The 17,812-nt window shown below is 38.5% G+C and carries 14 protein-coding genes and 1 pseudogene; 4 read left to right on the plus strand and 11 right to left on the minus strand.

Annotated features, from left to right (window positions below):
• Nucleotides 1-23: 23 nt before the first annotated feature.
• From ACVIJU_RS13370 to ACVIJU_RS13380, 3 genes are all read right to left on the minus strand, one after another.
• Complete coding sequence (locus ACVIJU_RS13370) at nt 24-1,280, minus strand: Y-family DNA polymerase (RefSeq protein ID WP_063388352.1); 1,257 nt, start codon at nt 1,278-1,280, stop codon at nt 24-26.
• Nucleotides 1,281-1,619: 339 nt separating this feature from the next.
• Nucleotides 1,620-2,414 (minus strand): SDR family NAD(P)-dependent oxidoreductase, encoded by a 795-nt coding sequence (locus ACVIJU_RS13375; RefSeq protein WP_094246172.1) that lies wholly within the window; start codon nt 2,412-2,414, stop codon nt 1,620-1,622.
• Entirely contained in the window at nt 2,415-3,383 is a 969-nt protein-coding gene (locus ACVIJU_RS13380; protein WP_066247647.1) for an MBL fold metallo-hydrolase, read from the minus strand. It abuts the gene before it with no gap.
• Between the two features lie 321 nt (nt 3,384-3,704).
• On the opposite strand from ACVIJU_RS13380, the gene proC reads away from it, so the two are divergent.
• On the plus strand, nt 3,705-4,541 hold the full coding sequence (gene proC, locus ACVIJU_RS13385) for a pyrroline-5-carboxylate reductase (protein ID WP_063388161.1): 837 nt from the start codon (nt 3,705-3,707) through the stop codon (nt 4,539-4,541).
• A 129-nt stretch (nt 4,542-4,670) separates the two neighbouring features.
• A pseudogene (namA, locus tag ACVIJU_RS13390) lies at nt 4,671-5,697 on the plus strand (NADPH dehydrogenase NamA).
• Nucleotides 5,698-5,960: 263 nt separating this feature from the next.
• On the opposite strand, the gene rnz reads toward namA, so the two are convergent.
• On the minus strand, nt 5,961-6,890 hold the full coding sequence (gene rnz / locus ACVIJU_RS13395; protein WP_130157788.1) for a ribonuclease Z: 930 nt from the start codon (nt 6,888-6,890) through the stop codon (nt 5,961-5,963).
• 177 nt (nt 6,891-7,067) lie between these two features.
• On the opposite strand from rnz, the gene zwf reads away from it, so the two are divergent.
• Complete coding sequence (gene zwf, locus ACVIJU_RS13400) at nt 7,068-8,543, plus strand: glucose-6-phosphate dehydrogenase (RefSeq protein ID WP_066247642.1); 1,476 nt, start codon at nt 7,068-7,070, stop codon at nt 8,541-8,543.
• Between the two features lie 85 nt (nt 8,544-8,628).
• On the opposite strand, the gene ACVIJU_RS13405 is transcribed toward zwf, so the two are convergent.
• Nucleotides 8,629-8,901, minus strand: coding sequence for an acylphosphatase (locus ACVIJU_RS13405; RefSeq protein WP_066247639.1), 273 nt, complete (start codon nt 8,899-8,901; stop codon nt 8,629-8,631).
• Nucleotides 8,902-9,306: 405 nt separating this feature from the next.
• On the opposite strand from ACVIJU_RS13405, the gene ACVIJU_RS13410 reads away from it, so the two are divergent.
• Nucleotides 9,307-9,399: a hypothetical protein gene (locus tag ACVIJU_RS13410; protein ID WP_456687949.1), complete on the plus strand. Its 93-nt coding sequence runs from the start codon at nt 9,307-9,309 to the stop codon at nt 9,397-9,399.
• Between the two features lie 309 nt (nt 9,400-9,708).
• Here the strand turns inward: ACVIJU_RS13410 and ACVIJU_RS13415 are convergent, their stop codons facing one another.
• The 6 genes from ACVIJU_RS13415 to ACVIJU_RS13440 all read right to left on the minus strand — a co-directional run bounded on the left by ACVIJU_RS13415 (nt 9,709) and on the right by ACVIJU_RS13440 (nt 17,604).
• The gene (locus ACVIJU_RS13415) at nt 9,709-10,890 is read right to left on the minus strand and encodes a sugar ABC transporter permease (RefSeq protein WP_063388156.1); all 1,182 of its coding nucleotides are present in this window, start codon (nt 10,888-10,890) and stop codon (nt 9,709-9,711) included.
• The gene (locus ACVIJU_RS13420; RefSeq protein WP_066247700.1) at nt 10,891-12,390 is read right to left on the minus strand and encodes a xylose ABC transporter ATP-binding protein; all 1,500 of its coding nucleotides are present in this window, start codon (nt 12,388-12,390) and stop codon (nt 10,891-10,893) included.
• 91 nt (nt 12,391-12,481) lie between these two features.
• Nucleotides 12,482-13,570 carry a D-xylose ABC transporter substrate-binding protein gene (xylF, locus tag ACVIJU_RS13425; protein ID WP_063388155.1) on the minus strand — a complete coding sequence of 363 codons (1,089 nt, stop codon included), beginning with the start codon at nt 13,568-13,570 and terminating at the stop codon, nt 12,482-12,484.
• Nucleotides 13,571-13,791: 221 nt separating this feature from the next.
• Nucleotides 13,792-15,066 carry a response regulator gene (locus tag ACVIJU_RS13430; protein ID WP_311066304.1) on the minus strand — a complete coding sequence of 425 codons (1,275 nt, stop codon included), beginning with the start codon at nt 15,064-15,066 and terminating at the stop codon, nt 13,792-13,794.
• Nucleotides 15,059-16,492 carry a sensor histidine kinase gene (locus ACVIJU_RS13435; RefSeq protein ID WP_144596820.1) on the minus strand — a complete coding sequence of 478 codons (1,434 nt, stop codon included), beginning with the start codon at nt 16,490-16,492 and terminating at the stop codon, nt 15,059-15,061. The genes ACVIJU_RS13430 and ACVIJU_RS13435 overlap by 8 nt, the downstream gene beginning before the upstream one ends.
• Entirely contained in the window at nt 16,489-17,604 is a 1,116-nt protein-coding gene (locus ACVIJU_RS13440; RefSeq protein WP_261308723.1) for a sugar-binding protein, read from the minus strand. Before ACVIJU_RS13440 ends, ACVIJU_RS13435 begins: the two co-directional genes overlap by 4 nt.
• Between the last annotated feature and the right edge of the window lie 208 nt (nt 17,605-17,812).

Genomic DNA, 17,812 nt, shown 5'->3' on the forward strand with positions numbered 1-17,812 from the left:
TTGCTTTCTTTTCTTCATATTCGTTACGCATAATGCCCGCCGATCAGCTTGTTGCGGTGAAGACTCGTTCCTGCCTTCGTATACGAAACAGCGCGCAGCAGTGCATTGGAGCCGTGCTTGTTCCGAATCGCATCCATTACATATCCTAAACGATGCTCTTTTATGCGGTTCGGCCTAAACAAATCAAGCTGCATGCCGCTGTCTTTTTCCACGTTGGAAAGAGAGATGGAAATTTTTCTGACTGTCTTCCCCTCATAAAAACGATCAAACAGCAAAAGGCAGGCTCGATAAAGATCCATCGTAATATTTGTTGAGACATCCATCGTTTTTGAACGGTAAAATCCTCCTCCGCCTTCCTTTTGGCTGTAGCCGATTCCAAGGCTGATTGTTCTCCCCGCCATCCGGTGTTCCCTCGCTCTTTTTGCCACTTCCTCGCACATTTCTAAGATGACGCATTTCACCTCTTCGGGGTCCGGATAGTCGCGAAGCAATATTTGATTTTTTCCAAAACTGATTTGCCCCAGCATAATCGGAGAGCCTATGTCGGAAAGATCTATTCCCCATGCGTGGTAATAAAGCTGATTCCCCATGACGCCGAACTTCTTTTCAAGGAGCTCTAACGGATAATTTGCGAGCTGACCGACTGTAAAAATTCCCATTCGATTTAACGTTTTTTCAAGTCTTGCCCCAATCCCCCACATCTTACGCAACGGCTTGATGCTCCACAGCTTCGTTTTGACATCATCATACGTCCATTCCGCTATACCTTTCTTTTTCGCCTCCAAATCTAGACAAAGCTTCGCCATCAATATGTTTGGACCGATCCCGACCGCACATGGGAGAGAAAATTCATTTCGTAAATCTTCCACAATTTTTTCGGCCAGACTATGCGCATCCCCCCAAAGTCTTTCTGTTCCATCTGCAGTAATAAAACATTCATCTACGCTGTAAACATGGATGTTTTCTTTCGGAACATAGCGGTTCAGCAGCCGAGTAATTTCAGCAGAAATCCGTAAATACGTCGCCATTTTCGGAGTGATGAGGCGGATGCGGGGGTCGTTTGGAATTTGAAATAAGCGGGATCCGGTTTGAATTCCGAAATCTTCCTTCAGTTTTGGTGAAGCGGCCAATACAATGCTTCCTGTCCGCTCTTTGTCCCCAACGATAGCAATGTGGGCTGTTAAAGGATCAAGCCCAAGTATGACCGCCGCACAGCTCGCATAAAAGCTTTTCATATCGATGCATAATATATGCCGGTTTGGAAACGATTCATAATTCATTCCATCATCCCCTCATGAGAATGTATGTTCGGTTTTATTTTATTTTTATTGTATGGGAATATACGTTCGGTTTCAATGGGAATTTGCGCCATTTTTCGCGGTACAAAAGGAGCATAACAACGAAGTACGGCATCGAAAAACAGATATTAAGCTTGGAAAGCTTATTCAAAATACAGCCGCGTTTTTTAGAAGATTTAAGTTGGAGACAAATCGGTGAAAGAGCTGAATTTTTTATCAAAATAAAAAGACGCTTGACGCGCCTTTTCAGAAGTGAGAGCGGAGATTTTAGCGAAAAGTCCGCCTTCAGCTTTCTGTTCATTTCCTGCATAATGCTCCCGGTCATTTTTGCCGAAACAAATTTCCGGCAACTTTTTCAAATAGGGAGGGCATGAGACGATAAACAAGCCCGCCAAGCTCCATCCAAACAGGCATATTAATTTCCCGTTTATTTGTCAGCATCACGCTCACGATTTTTTGTGCAACAGCTTCCGGATTAAGCATCCAGCGTTGGACGTTTTTCACATAATCCCCTGACGTATCGGCAAGATTGAAAAAATCCGTTTCAATTGGACCCGGATTGACAGATGTTACAAAAATCCCGCGGTCCGCCACTTCCATCCGCAAGCTGTTCGTAAAGCCTAAAACAGCATGTTTTGTAGCAGAATAGATGCTTGATTTCGGAGTAGCTATTTTGCCAGCCTGAGAGGCGACATTAATAATATGCCCTTCCCGTTGGGCCAGCATCTTCGGAAGAACCAGCTTTGTCGCAGCAATTAATCCGAACACATTTACTTTAAACATTTGCTGCATCTCTTCGAATGTTGCTTCCTCTGCATTTCGAAAAATACCAAAACCAGCATTATTGACTAAAACATCCACTCGGTCAAAATTCTCTGTGATGTCCGTAAATACTTCGGAAACTGCGTCAAGGTCACTGACATCCAGTTCGTAATATGTACAAGAAATAGAGTGAGAGGCTTGTAGCTCATCCGAAAGTTTCTTGAGACGATCCTTCCTCCTAGCCAGCAAAACTAAGTGTCCACCGCTTTCTGCAACGATCCTTGCGATTTTTTCCCCGATCCCGCTCGATGCCCCCGTAATAACTACCAATCGATCTTTAAGCCGCGAATTCATTTATTTGTCACCTCTTCGTTGCACGGAAAAAAGTAAAACTCCATTTTCTATTCTTTTGTTAATTTTTCCATATTGTTCTAAATAATCAAGCTGAGCAACAGTTTCTGATATAGCAAATAAAAGCTCTTGTTGATAAGCAGACGGAAAAAGAAGCTTGCAAAGAGCAAACACCGTCATTTCCTGTTTTTCTAAATGCTTTAATACGGTGAGCGCGCGTTCATGCTGTTTGTCTAAACGGTTCCGAATCAACAGATGAGGATCGAAAAATTCATCTTTATGACCCGGAAAGACAACAGAAATCGGAATATGCAAAAGCTTTTTCAAAGATTCATTATATTGCAGCTGAGGTTTTGGACGCTCTTTTCCTTCATACGGCATTTCAAGAACAGGATTGGAGGAAATGGTTTTCAGCAAATGATCGCCGCCGATCATTCGGCAGTCTTTCTCATTGTACAAAACGATATGGCTTTGGGCATGTCCAGGAGTCTCAATGACCGTAAACCCAGGCATCCCGTCTATTTCATCTCCTTCTTGAATGGAGGAGGTCAGCGGATGATTGCGTGGATATAAGGAAAGATCAAGATGATCTAAGTGTGACGCAAACGACTCTGGGACGGCAAACTGCTTCAATAATTCTAAAAAAAATTCCTTTTGCCGATCAAAAAAACGCACATCATGAGAAAGCCAAGGAGCAAGCAAACGATGGCCCAAAACACGAAGATCGCCATCTAAAAAATCGAGCAAACCGATATGGTCAGGATGATGGTGGGTAAGAATGACTTGCTCAATATCCTCAGGCACAAGCCCTATTTCCTTCAGCTTACGTTCAAAAACTCTCCACGCTTCCTCCGTTTTCATCCCTGCATCCACTAATGTCAATGCGTCCCCTTTTACAACATACACGTTCACATCTTTAATCGGATAAGGTATAGGGATCGTTATTTTATAAATTGCATCTTTGCTGAACATTTTTGCAAACCGCCTTTAATTTTTTAATATAACTTATTTTACACATGATAAATCAATTTGTCATTTTATTCGAATAATTCATAAGTATACTTGACAAGCAGTTGGAACTGATAAAAAATTAATTCTACAACGCTTTTAGAATTTAAGGCAGGGAAACATTTCATCATACAAGCCCATCCAAAGCATGCGCTTCTGTTGCTTAACAGATGAATAGTAAAACGTTTTCTCGCTACCTTTCCCACTGAATCTCTTCTCTTTTAAACTAAGTTTATAGGGAAGAAGTTCAAAACATATAAAACGATCAGGAAGGAGTCTCTTTTTATGTACAAGTTTGGATTTATCGGAGCAGGATCTATGGCGGAAGCTATTATATCCGGATTGATCAACGGGAACAAGTGCCGGAGAGAAGAGATCGTTGTGACAAACCGTTCCAATGAAAAGCGGCTCGAGGAGCTGCAAAAAACATACGGCGTCACGATGACAAAAGATAAAAAGCATCTGTTTGACAACACAAAAACGATTTTTTTCGCGATGAAGCCAAAGGACGTTGACGAGGCAGTAAAAACAGTCCGCGAATACGCAACAGAAAACCATCTTGTTATTTCCATGCTTGCAGGCGTTTCAACGAAAGCAATTGAAACATTATTCAACAAACGTATTCCCGTCATTCGAGCAATGCCGAATACGTCCGCTACCATCAGACAATCAGCAACCGCCTTGGCACAAGGACAATATGCAACGGATGGTGACCTGTCAGCAGCTGTTGAACTGTTTCAATTGATCGGAACAGTCGAAATTGTTGAAGAAGACAAGCTCGATGCCGTCACAGGACTGGCAGGAAGCGGACCAGCCTATATTTATTACATAGTAGAAGCAATGGAAAAAGCAGCAGAAGAAATCGGTTTAGAAAAGTCCATGGCACGCTCCCTCATTGTTCAAACACTTTATGGGGCAGCATTAATGTTAAAAACGTCTGACAAAGAGCCGTCTACTCTAAGAAAAGAAATAATGAGCCCAGGCGGCACAACTGAAGCCGGCTTAAGCGTCTTAAACAATCATCACGTAGATGAAGCTATTATAAGCTGTGTGAAACGGGCAGTAGAACGGTCAAAAGAATTAAACAGCGCTTTGGAGGAAAAACTGGTGAACGAACAATAATCTGAAATCGGACTCGGGTTCAGCGAGCAATACTGAACCCCTTTTTTATATTTACCAAGCAGATCATATGACAAAAATAATCATAATTGCTAAAATTTTAAAGGAAATATTTAGGGAGGCGAATAAAAGATGAAAGACCGATTATTATTTTCTCCATTTACGATTAAAGATGTCACATTGAAAAATCGAATTGTCATGTCGCCGATGTGCATGTACTCAGCCACAAATAAAAAAGGATTTCTTGAAGATTTTCATTTCACACATTACATTTCAAGAGCGGTTGGACAGGTGGGCCTCATCATTCTTGAAGCAACAGCTGTTGCGCCGGAAGGCAGAATTTCTGAATTGGACCTCGGTATATGGGAAGATGACCATATTATAAAATTGGCTGAACTTGTGCAGCAAATCAAATCATACGGAGCGAAAACAGGCATCCAGCTTGCTCATGCAGGAAGAAAGTCAAATGTGAGCGGAGACATATTCGCCCCATCTTCAATTCCTTTTGATCAAAACAGCCGTACACCGAAAGAACTCACAAAAGAACAAATAAAAGAAACGGTTGAAAAATTTCAATTAGGAGCAAAACGAGCTAAGGACGCAGGCTTTGATATCATCGAAATCCATGCTGCCCACGGTTATCTCATTAACGAATTTTTATCTCCGCTATCAAACAAGCGCAATGATGAGTACGGCGGAAGCTTAGAGAACCGCTACCTGTTTTTAAAAGAGGTTATCCAAGCCGTAAGGAAAGTGTGGGAAGGCCCGTTGTTTGTCCGTGTTTCCGCCAGTGACTATGTTGAAGGCGGATCGACGATAAATGATTACGTACAAATTGCTAAATGGCTGAAAGAGGATGGTGTCGATTTGATTGATGTCAGCTCAGGAGGGCTTGTCCCGGCAAATATAGATGTTTTATCCCGGGTACCAAGTGCCATTTAGCGAAAAAATCAGACAGGAAGCAAACATCAAAACAGGGGCAGTCGGCTTAATTACTTCACCTTTGCAGGCGGAAGAGATTTTAAAAAACAACCGGGCGGATCTTATTTTTGTCGCCCGCGAATTATTGAGAAATCCATATTGGCCTTACCATGCAGCTAATGAACTAAACGCAAAAATTGAATCGCCGACACAATATGAACGCGGATGGCGCGTATAAAAGAAGAAGCTGTCTCAAAAAAGCCTTTTGAGGCAGCTTTTGTTTGCATATTGCATTTTCCAAAGCATACAGTGAGTGTTGAATCAACATATAATTCTTTCATTGCCGCAACCGAAAAAATTTTGAAAGTTCAGAGATTCTGCAAGAATCATGTCGACGATTTTTTTGCCCGATTATAGGACTAAATATGCCTGTAGACGATTCTTTTATTCTATGTAAAAAAGGCGGCGAAAGTTTCATTTTTGGCATCCCCATACCATTTTCTACTTTTTAGGAATTGGGACACATAAAAAATCATGGGCAAGGCTTGCTTCTGGAAATACAGCCCTTGCTTCAGCAAGAAGCATTTGACAATCCTCTTCGCCTTGATATCGCGAGCTAATATGCGTCAGCCATAACGTTTTTGCGTTTGCCTCTAAAGCAATTTGCGCTGCTTGAACTGTTGTCGAATGAAAATAATTGTAGGCCAAAAGCTCTTCATCCTTTGCAAATGTCGCCTCATGCACTAAAACATCCGCATCCTTTGATAATTCGACGCTTTGCTTGCAATATCTTGTATCACCCAAAATCGAAACAATCCGTCCTTTTTTGACAGGACCTAAAAAATCTTTTCCATTCAAAACTCTTCCATCAGCAAGTTGGACTGTTTCGCCATTTTTTAATTTTTTGTATATAGGTCCAGGTTTTACTCCAATTTCTTTTAATCGATCCGCTAAAAGTGTTCCGGGCAGATCCTTCTCTATAATCCGATAACCGAATGAAGGGATGCCGTGCTCCAATTTCTTTACCTTAACGATGAATTGATCATCCTCAAAAACGGTTTCATCGTCAAATATTTCTTTTGTAATAAGCGGATATTTAAGATGAGTAAAGCTTAACTTCAAAGTTTGTTCCACAAATTCTTTAATGCCGGGAGGACCGTAAATTACGAGCGGGCTCTCGGCGCCATGAAAGGATCTTGTTCCTAACAAACCGGGAAGTCCGTATATATGATCACCATGCAAATGCGTAATAAAAATTTTTTCAATTTTTGCCGGTTTGATGTTCGTATATAAAATCCGGTGCTGTGTCGCCTCGCCGCAATCAAACAGCCAAATAGAACCGCGTTCTTCAAGCAATTCAAGCGCAATGGAAGACACATTTCGATGTTTGGCCGGCAGACCAGCACCTGTTCCTAAAAAATAAAGATTCAACGTTCGCTCCTCCAAATGTCTTTTTATCTGTTATTATAATACATTCATTCAATATTTAGCAGAAAAATCAGCAAATATTATTTGCGTTACAGTACGTTTACCTTTAAAATTAAATATTTGAACGGGTACATATTTTTAGCAAAATTTATAGCAAAACGATAAAGTGAGGTACGTTCAGTGAATACAATCCAGTTACCAAAAGCAATCATCATTATATTCGGAGCAACAGGAGATTTAGCAAAACGGAAATTATTCCCATCCATTTACCGTTTATATCAAAGCGGTAAGATCAGCGAAGAATTCGCGGTCGTTGGCGTGGCAAGAAGACCATGGACGAACGAAACGTTCAGGGAAAATGTTAAAGATTCCGTTGAAAATGCAGTTTCCGTCAACAGCGATCTAACATCCTTTACTTCGCATTTTTATTATCATCCGTTTGATGTATCGAACCAGTCCTCGTATCACAGCTTAAAAAGCTTACTTTCCGACTTGGATGAAAAATATCAAACGGAAGGGAACCGAGTCTTTTACTTGGCGATGGCGCCTGAATTTTTCGGAATCATCGCTAACAATTTAAAAGAGCACGGTTTAAAAGATACAAACGGATGGACAAGACTTGTCATTGAAAAGCCGTTCGGCCATGACCTAGCTTCCGCCCAAAAATTAAACGATGAAATCCGCGCCGCATTCGATGAAGAGCAAATTTACCGAATCGACCACTATTTAGGAAAAGAAATGGTGCAAAATATTGAAGTCATTCGATTTGCCAATGCGCTTTTTGAACATTTATGGAATAACCGTTTTATTTCCAATATTCAAATTACTTCAAGCGAATCACTCGGCGTGGAAGACCGGGGCAACTATTATGAAACATCCGGTGCGCTCAGAGATATGGTGCAAAACCATATGCTGCAGATGGTGGCCTTGCTTGCGATGGAACCGCCAATTAAATTAACGACTGACGAAATTCGTTCCGAAAAAATTAAAGTGCTTCGTGCTTTACGGCCAATTCAGGAAAATGAAGTCGACAGCTATTTTGTAAGAGGCCAATATACAAAGGGAATAATTAATGGAAAAGAGGTTATCGGCTACCGAGAAGAAGCAAATGTAGATCCCGATTCCAATACAGAAACGTTTGTGGCCGGAAAGATTTTGATTGACAATTACCGTTGGGCAGGCGTTCCTTTTTACATTCGCACAGGAAAGCGGATGAAAGAAAAATCAACAAAAATTGTTGTCGAATTTAAAGATATTCCAATGAACCTTTACTTTAAAAAGGAAAGCGACCGCGTTCCAAACTTGCTTGTCATCCATATCCAGCCTGATGAAGGGATTACGCTTCATCTCAATGCCAAAAAAGCGGGAGTAAGCTCAGAGGCTACACCAATTAAGCTTTCTTACAACAATAACGGCATCGACGGCATGAACACTCCGGAGGCATATGAAAGATTGCTATATGATTGCATGCAAGGCGATGCCACGAACTTTACCCACTGGGATGAAGTCGCCTTATCATGGGCATATGTTGATCCGATTTCAAATGCATGGTCCCGTAAAAAAGCGGCCTTCCCTAACTATGAGGCAGGCTCGATGGGTCCTAAAGAAGCGGATGAACTTCTTGCCAAAGACGGCTTCCATTGGTGGCCGATCTAATGACATTTTTCAATTTAAAAGTGTTGCCTCATTAAAACACCCCTTGTACAAATAGGGGTGTTTTATCATATTGATGCTTTAATGATTAATAACGAATATCAAACTTTTGAAAGCCTTCCACTTCATCATGTTCCGTTAATTGTATATTTTCAACTTTTGAAAAAGGACTACCTTTTTGAATAGAGGCAAGAAAGTTCTGTAAATTTTGCTCCTCTCCTTCTGCAACGATTTCAACCGTTCCGTCCATCCTGTTTCGAACCCAACCGGAAATTTGGTGCTCGACCGCTTTTGATTGCGTAAAATATCGAAACCCCACTCCTTGCACACGTCCTGAAACAATGATATGGTATTGCTTCATTTTTTCACTCCTTTCATAAATATTCTTCATTTCTATCTTAATTTATTTTTTACCGAATTTAGATATAAACGAAACGGTTTGTGAAAGAATTAATCAAAAAAGTGATAGTTAAAAAATATATCCAATAGAGGCTGTCTAAAAAGTCAAATCCTCATTGAAAAATATCAATCTATCAACATTTCTAAAACATTAAAAGAGCGTCTATAAGCCGAAAAACGACTTATTAAACATCCCCATCCAAATTATAGAAAGTAAAGTTCATAGGGGGAATTTACACAATAATTTGGACTTGACCAAAGAATTTTGCAAGTTAAAAAGATAGAAAATCAATATAAGATGGAAAAAATCCAATCACAACTAACGCAACCGAATGAAAAATATTAGAGTTCATAGATAATACGTGAAATTGCAGATGAAATGTTCATTTCCATCCGAACGGTCAAAAACCATGTCAACAACATTTTAAAAAATGGAAGAAAAAAGCAGCAAAAAAATTAGGCTTATTTAAGAGGTAAGTTTAGTTATCGAACTTCTTAATTGCTTCTAGAATTACCTATAGGCTTTTTTATTTATGTGATTTTACATTTAATAAATCACATTCCGTCCTTAGTGATTTTCCTTCGTTGAAATACGATGCCTAAATGACCACAAGGATAGGAAATGAAATGAGGTTTATTCCAAGCTTTCCATAGTTTGATATAGTCTTCATAATTATATACAGCATACTGGTGCATTTTTTACCAATACAAATAGGGCTGAAACTATGAATGATATCCAAAGTTCAGCCCTTTTGCCGCAGATTTTTAACTACTTATTTTTTTTACGGCTTGCAATATCTATCCAGACTGCTAGTACAAGAATACTTCCTTTCACAATGTACTGCCAATAGGTGTCCAACCCCATAAGGGACATTCCATTATCGAGCGATGTCATGACCATGGCCCCTATAATCGCACCAATAATCGTTCCAGATCCGCCCATTAAAGAGGTTCCGCCAATGACACATGCAGCGATAGCATCTAATTCATACATCTGGCCAGCCGAAATGGTAGCAGAAGAAAGACGAGCTGTTAACACAATTGCTGCAACGGCTGATAACAATCCGCTAAATACAAACAGCATCATCGTGCGACTTTTAATATTAATTCCTGATAAACGCGCAGCTTCTGAATTTCCGCCAATTGCATAAATATGACGGCCAAATGTTGTGTTATTCGCAATAAATGAAAAAATGACTGCCAAACCGATAACAAATATAATGGGAAACGGAATTCCTTTATAGCTGTTCATCGTGATGACGAATAAAACAATGAGTGAGCTAAGAAAAAGTATTTTCATGATTTCCAATGAAAGAGGCATTACTTCAAATCCATAATTTAAGCGAGTTTTTCGTTTTCTTATTGTTAAAATAACCAAAATGACTACTGCTAGTATGGCCAACACAATCCCAAACATATTTGTAAAATAGGCACTTCCAAGGGCAATAAAATTCGCATCAAAAATAGGAATGGTTGTTGATTTCGTTATTCCCATTAAGATGCCGCGAAATGCCATCATACCGCCTAAAGTGACAATAAATGCAGGAATTGCCTGATAGGCAACTAGCCAACCCTGAAGTAGGCCAACAATTGCACCAGCAACTAACGTGACAACAATGACAACAATCGTTGGCATTCCCATCCAGTTACTAAATATGGCAGCAATACCTCCTGTAAGACCTACAATGGATCCGACAGATAAGTCAATGTGTCCGGCAACAATAACGAGGACCATTCCAATCGCTAAAATAGAAGTAACAGACATTTGAGTGAATAAATTTGAAAGGTTACGCGCTGTTAAGAATGTATCGTTCAAAATTCCAAAGAACAGCCAAATCGCAACTATGGCACCAATCATCGTATAAGCCCGTACGTCAATTTTTCCGATTATATCTTTCAACGACTTTTTTTTGACATTTGTCTTTTGTTGAGCCGTCACTTTTAATTCCATTTATTTCCCTCCTCCCGTTGCTGCTGACATAATTTTTTCTTGTGTGGCTTCTTCTTTCGTCAGCTCTTTCACAAATCTGCCTTCGTTCATGACCAGAATTCGATCGCTCATACCAAGTATTTCAGGCAGCTCTGATGAGATCATAATGATTGCGACTCCTTCATTAACCAGCTGATTCATTAATTGATAAATCTCATATTTTGCCCCTACATCAATTCCCCGTGTAGGTTCATCTAAAATTAAAATTTTCGGCTTAGACATCAACCATTTGGCAATAACGACTTTTTGCTGATTCCCTCCCGATAATGCTCCAACTTTCGTTTCGAGAGATGCCGTTTTAGTTTTTAACTTCTGGACAAACTGTTGGCTTGATTTCATTTCTTCATTATGGTTCATAACGCCCCATTTGCTAATTTTTTTCAAACTGGCAAGAGTGGTATTTGTTTTCACATCCATGCTTAAAACAAGACCAAAGCGTTTTCGATCCTCTGTCACTAATGCTATCCCTTCATTAATAGCATCTTGAACGTTGCGAATGTGAACCTTTTTACCTTCTATCCATACCTCGCCTTCCCGTTTTCCCTCATATGCTCCAAAAAGACTTGTGGCAAGCTCTGATCTACCAGACCCCATTAATCCAGCTATTCCAAGGATTTCTCCTTTTCTAAGTGAAAAGGAAATATTATCATTTACCTTCATTTTTGGCATGTCTGGATGCCAGACAGAATAGTTTTTCACTTCAAGAATCGTTTCTTTTGGAGTTCGTTTAGCTTGCGGATATCGTTCCGTTAATTCTCTGCCGACCATTAAAGAAATAATTTCATCCTCACTTGTTTCATCTTTGGATAGAGTTGCAATGGATTTTCCATCACGTAAGACGGTTATAGAATCAGCTAAACGAAAAACTTCAGGCATTTTGTGAGAAATGTAAATACATGTTACCCCTTTTTTTCTTAATTCCTCTAAAATTCCCATTAATATTTCGACTTCACTCTCTGTTAAAGCAGCTGTCGGTTCATCTAAAATCAATATCTTCGTATTTTTAGACAAAGCTTTGGCAATTTCCACAAGTTGTTGCTGCCCGATGCCAAGTGAATAGATTTTCGTTTGAGGAGCCACATTTAAACCTACTGCATTTAACCATTCGGATGACTCATAAAACAATTGATCCCATTGGATGACGCCATATTTTTTCGGTTCTGCTCCTAGAAAAATGTTCTCTCCAACTGTCAAATCTTTAACGAGTGCAAGTTCTTGGTGAATAATTGCAATCCCTGCCTTTTCTGCATCTTTAATATTGCGGAAATGTACAGGGGTTCCGTTTATACGAATCTCTCCTGAATATGTTCCAGTTGGATATAATCCACTTAATACTTTCATTAACGTCGATTTACCCGCTCCATTTTCACCACAGAGCGCATGAATTTCACCTTTTTTCACTTTAAATGTTACACGGTCTAATGCTTTCACTCCGGGAAACTCTTTTGTTATTTGATCCATCTCTAACGAATACAACCATCTTCCCTCCCATTCGCAGCATGATAGAATGAGAAAGGTCTGACTCTTTTGTAAGAGTCAGCCTTTATAACATTTAATTCTGTTTTGGCCATTGATCTTTTGGAACATTTTGATAGACATCTTCTAATTTGTGAAATCCATCTTTAATGACAGTATCTAGAACATTTTCTTTCGTTACAGCAATAGGATCGAGAAGGACAGATGGAACATCGATTTTACCGTTCGGTATTTTTTGATCTGTTTCGATTTTTTCTCCTTTTGCAACAGCTACAGCTATTTCAGCCGCTTTCGTGGCAATAGCATGAATTGGTTTATAAACCGTCATTGTTTGCGTTCCTTCCACGATGCGTTGCAGCGCAGCCAGCTCTGCATCTTGACCAGACACAGGGATTTTCCCTGCCAGTCCTTGAGCCGCTAATGCTTGAATGGCGCCGCCAGCTGTGCCATCATTTGCTGCTATAACTGCTTGAATATTATTTTTATTTGCTGTTAAAGCGTTTTCCATATTTTTCAATGCTTCTTCAGGCTTCCAGTCCTTTGAGAACTGATCATAAACAATCTTAATATCCCCTTTTTCTTCAAGCGGTTTTAACACATTCATAGCTCCTTCACGGAATAGGTGAGCATTATTATCTGTATCGGCACCACCGATGTATACATAGTTTCCAGTCGGTGCTTGCTTAACAATCTCTTTCGCCTGCATTTCCCCAACTCGAACATTGTCAAAAGATACATAGTAGTCTACATCTGCATTTTTAATCAGGCGGTCATACGAAATAACCTTAATTCCTTCTTTATGCGCTTTGTCAACAATAGCTGCTGTAGCTTCTGCATTATGTGGTACAACAACTAACACATCTACCCCTTCGGAAATTAATTGTTCTGCTTGATTCAATTGAGCGGCATCATCGCCATTAGCCGCAAGCGTTTTTACTTCTGCTCCTAATTCTTTTACCTTTGCTTCAAACAGGTCTTTATCGCGCTGCCAGCGCTCCTCCTTTAACGTATCCATTGAGAAACCAACCACAATTTTGTCGCCATCTTCTTTTGCTTGACTGCTTTTGTCCTCGCCTCCCGATGAAACAACGCCGCATCCTGTTAAAGCAGAAGCTAAAACAAGTGATGCAGCTGCCATCGATAAAGTTTTCCACCATTTCTTCATTTGAAACCCCCCTCGTAATGTTTACGCTTTCATTTTTAAGCCTATCACGCATATGAAAACGATTTCTTTCTTATTTCCTTCACTTTTTCGACTTATAAAGGGACATTTTTCACCTGTAAAAATTTTACTGACTACCAAAATAGGACTCTTTTAATATTTGTCAAAAAAGTGCTAAAAAAAGATCACCCCTCCTGCACGTATAGGAGAAGTGATCGAATTTATCATTTATTTTTCTGCAGTTGGTTTCGATACTCTTTTGGCGTCATTTTTGTAACTTTTTTAAAAACTCGGCTAAAATAGTTAGGATCGTTATAACCAACATAATAAGAGATTTCTTTTACGTTAAGGTGGTATTGTTTCATCAGTTCTTTCGCTTTTTCAATACGCATGTGTGTTAAAAAATCAGAGAACGTTTGGCCCGTTTCCTGTTTAAATCGTTTACTAAAATAGTGTGGATGAAAATTCATCAATTGAGCGACTTCCTCTAGTGTAATATCTTCGTGAAAATGATCAGAAATAAATTGAAGTGCTATATCTAGTCCCTTCGTATTCTCTGAATTTAGTAAAGTTCGATTCTTTTCTTTCTTGTCTGAATCGTGTGCAGCCTCTACTTCTGAAATATGTTTTACCCGTCCAAAATACGGTTGAGATGTTACAGCCAGAAGAGCTTCTTGATATGACTTTTTAAAGCCTTGAATATCCTTTTGCAAAGTACCAATTCCTATTTTAATTTTTTTGTTTGTTCGTTTTTCGATTTCCTTCAACCATTTCATGGAAAGAGTAATCCATTGATTTCTCGTCATGTCCTGATCGGAAGGAAACGAAAATATCGTCATACGATGATCGATTAAAGGACTGCATATACACTCTTGTTTATTTTTCATATACCTTTTGACAATTTGGTATAAATCTTGTTTCTCTTCCATCTTTATATCGGAAAATTCAATGACAAAGGCTACACTAGTTCGGTGAGGGATTTTTAACAGAGAAAGCAATTCATCCACGTCTGTTTCTGATACTGCATCCATCATAATCATTAGGGCACATTCGGATTCACTAATTGAAAAAAGGTGTCCCAGCTTTTCTTTCATTTTCAGTTCCTTCTCACGATTTAACAATTCTTCTTCTAATTCTGATATACATTTTTTCAACACAGAGACAATTTTCTCTTTTTTAGCTGGTTTTAAAATATAATCATTCACACCGAGTTCAATGGCTTCTTTTGCATAGGAAAAATAATCAAATGCAGTTAATATAATGATTTTAATCTTAGGATTTTGTTTTTTTATTTCTTCAATCGCCTCCAGTCCTTGAATACCAGGCATTTTTAAATCCATAAATATAATTTCCGGCTGATGCTTTTCCATCTGTTGTATCGCCAATCGGCCATTTTCAGCATGAAAAATTTGAAATTGATTGGGCAAACATTTTTGAATCATCAATTCTAACCCTTCACGCTCTAGAGGTTCATCATCTGCAATGAGAAGTTTATACATGCATCTTTTCCCCCCTTACTCTTGGTAATGACAACAAAATCGTGGTGCCGCGACCTTGCTTGCTTTTAATATCCACGATATCATGTACTTGGTAAAATAATCGCAAACGTCGAAACACATTTTCCATTCCTAATCCTGTTGAATGTCCTGTTGATTTTTTAATTGAAAAAGATGGTGACTCGAGTATTGTTTTCACAATCTTTTCATCCATCCCTACACCATTATCCGAAATTTTCACCAACACTCTTCCTTCTTTTTCTTTGACACTTAACTCAATAACAGCTCCTGATTCCATTGATTCGATCCCGTGGACAAAAGCATTTTCAAGCAAAGGCTGAATCGTAAGTGCAGGTATTGATTGGTCTAAACAATGATTATCAATCTCCATTTGAAATGAAATACGGTCACGAAATCGTGCTTTTTGTATGGCAAAATACTCTTTTGCATTTTCAATTTCTTCACGCAGCATGACAGGTTCGTTTAATTTCCGCAAATTATATCGTAATAAATTGGAAGTAGAAATGGTTAGTTCACTCGTTTTTTCAGCTCCTTCAATATATGCAAGCTTTGAGATCACATTTAATGTGTTAAATAAAAAGTGCGGGTTAATTTGACTTTGAAGTGCTTTTAACTCTAATTCTCTCATTAATTTTTCTTTTTCTAGTATTTCCATATTTTTAGAGATTAATTTTCGTAAATTTTCAATCATCTGATTAAACACTTTTCCTAGTACCCCAACCTCATCATTTGGCTGGTATATCGGCACGTTCGTATTTAAGTCTCCCGCAGCGACTTGTTTAGCTGTTTGAACAAGCTGCTGAATGGGAATGACGATACTTCGAGACAGCCAGATAGCAAATACGATACTTAATGCTGTGGTTACAATAAACAAACTTCCTCCCCATTTATTCATATTTTCGTTAATTGCCAACATACTATTATACACAGGCTGGTATTCACTCAATTCCATGTCTACTAGTTGTTGGCTATCCTCCCGAATGAAAGAAGCAACTCTTTCTATTTCTTTGAATTGATCAGCTTGATCCAGAAATTTTTTTTCTTTTAAGTTTGTTAAAATAGCTTCTTCCAGTTGGAGAAAAGTATTGATCATATTTTTGTAATTATCAACTACTAAAGCATTACTGGCCGAATTGTTGCTTAAATTATTTTGCAGAGCTTCTAAATTAGCTTTATGTTTAATTAGCAAGTTAAGATTTTCTTTGTCTTGATATATGAGATAGCTGCTTAAATAGCGAAGATTTTCTTGAGTTTCATTGGAAATTTGTTTGTATAAGTAAATACGATGGACCATGAAGTCATAGCTCTTTTGAACTTTTTTTCCACTATCAAAAATAAAAAATGCTATAGTATTGAGTAAAATGACGAGCAATGGAATAAAGATAAACAATTTTGTCCGTATATTCACGGTGTTACCTCCATTTGTACGTTTGATGCATCTACTTTTTTGCTTGAAGTAAAATATACGTTTGGTATAGGTTGTCCTTGCAAATGCTTGGACATTAATTGAACAGCAATAAAACCCATTTCATATGGTTTTTGAATGATGGTTGCTGTAATCTCTCCTTTTTTTATTGCCAATAATGTTTCTTCGACGTCATCAAATCCAAAAATTTGAATATCGGATCGTTGCAAATTTTTCACAGCCACTGTCATACCAATTGCATCTAAAGCACTTGTCCCAACCATCACTGAAATATCGGGATATTTTCTTAACATAATATCAGCTTGAATGGACGCTTGTATTCTTGAAATATTGGATGCTTGGACTTCCACTACTTCTAACCTTGGATGTTGTTTAATAACTGACAAAAAACCATCTAGCCGCTCCTGTTGATTGTCAGATGATTCACTCCCAATAATAACCCCAATTTTATGCTGCCCTGTTGTCATATCTACCACGGTTTTCCCAAGCAATTGACCAGCTGCAAAATTGTCTGTCCCTACATAGGAAAGACGACGGCTCGCTTTAGCATCTGTATCAATTGTGATAATTGGAATATTTTTGGATATTGCTTTATTAATGATTGGAGTAAATGCTTCTTCATCCAAACTTTGAACAATGATTCCATCTACTTTAGAAGCAATTGCTTTTTCTAATAGCTTAATCTGTTCTTCAATACTTGTTCGTAACGGAGCGACATATTCAACTTCTACTTGAAACTTTTTTGCAGCATCCTGAGCACCTTTTTCTACTTTCCGCCAGTATGGATTATCGAATTCTTGAGCAATAAGAATAAAATGCGGAGGTTCTTCATGTAGGGAAACCCTTTTGTCAAGAGCTTCCACTGTCTCTTCCATCTGCTTTGACGTCCATATAAATTGAATAAAAACATATAGAAACAAAATAATTAAGAATAAAAAAGTTAATGTCCATCTTTTGTTTGACATATATTTCACCTTTAGCTCAAATAAATTGTAACCGTTTACAGTTAATCCGATTAAATATTTTGATAATCTACAAGCCTTATATCTATTAATATTATTATAAACTAGTGCGATTTCCTTTTTATTTTTCATAAATTTCTCATGTATGACTCCTCATAGGGAAATAATTCATAGCTTTTGTCTTACACTGATCGCTTTTTCCCTTTAGGAGTCTCGCGAATTTCACTTTAAATGAGGATAGCTTTCCATTGAAACATCGTTCTACTATTTTTCGGTAAAAAGGTTAAAAATTAATTATCAAAAATGTTACGGCCGTAGCTTTTTGCGTACAAATTTCCAT

This window comes from Aeribacillus sp. SP014 (assembly GCF_054055575.1).

Bases quoted from the DNA above. Each gene is read 5' to 3' on its own strand.
- ACVIJU_RS13440 (WP_261308723.1), bottom strand. From the start codon at position 17,604: ATGAAAAATAAAAAGGAAATCGCACTAGTTTATAATAATATTAATAGA.
- ACVIJU_RS13430 (WP_311066304.1), bottom strand. From the start codon at position 15,066: ATGTATAAACTTCTCATTGCAGATGATGAACCTCTAGAGCGTGAAGGG.
- proC (WP_063388161.1), top strand. From the start codon at position 3,705: ATGTACAAGTTTGGATTTATCGGAGCAGGATCTATGGCGGAAGCTATT.
- ACVIJU_RS13420 (WP_066247700.1), bottom strand. From the start codon at position 12,390: ATGGATCAAATAACAAAAGAGTTTCCCGGAGTGAAAGCATTAGACCGT.
- ACVIJU_RS13405 (WP_066247639.1), bottom strand. From the start codon at position 8,901: ATGAAGCAATACCATATCATTGTTTCAGGACGTGTGCAAGGAGTGGGG.
- ACVIJU_RS13415 (WP_063388156.1), bottom strand. From the start codon at position 10,890: ATGGAATTAAAAGTGACGGCTCAACAAAAGACAAATGTCAAAAAAAAG.
- ACVIJU_RS13375 (WP_094246172.1), bottom strand. From the start codon at position 2,414: ATGAATTCGCGGCTTAAAGATCGATTGGTAGTTATTACGGGGGCATCG.
- xylF (WP_063388155.1), bottom strand. From the start codon at position 13,570: ATGAAGAAATGGTGGAAAACTTTATCGATGGCAGCTGCATCACTTGTT.
- ACVIJU_RS13370 (WP_063388352.1), bottom strand. From the start codon at position 1,280: ATGAATTATGAATCGTTTCCAAACCGGCATATATTATGCATCGATATG.
- ACVIJU_RS13380 (WP_066247647.1), bottom strand. From the start codon at position 3,383: ATGTTCAGCAAAGATGCAATTTATAAAATAACGATCCCTATACCTTAT.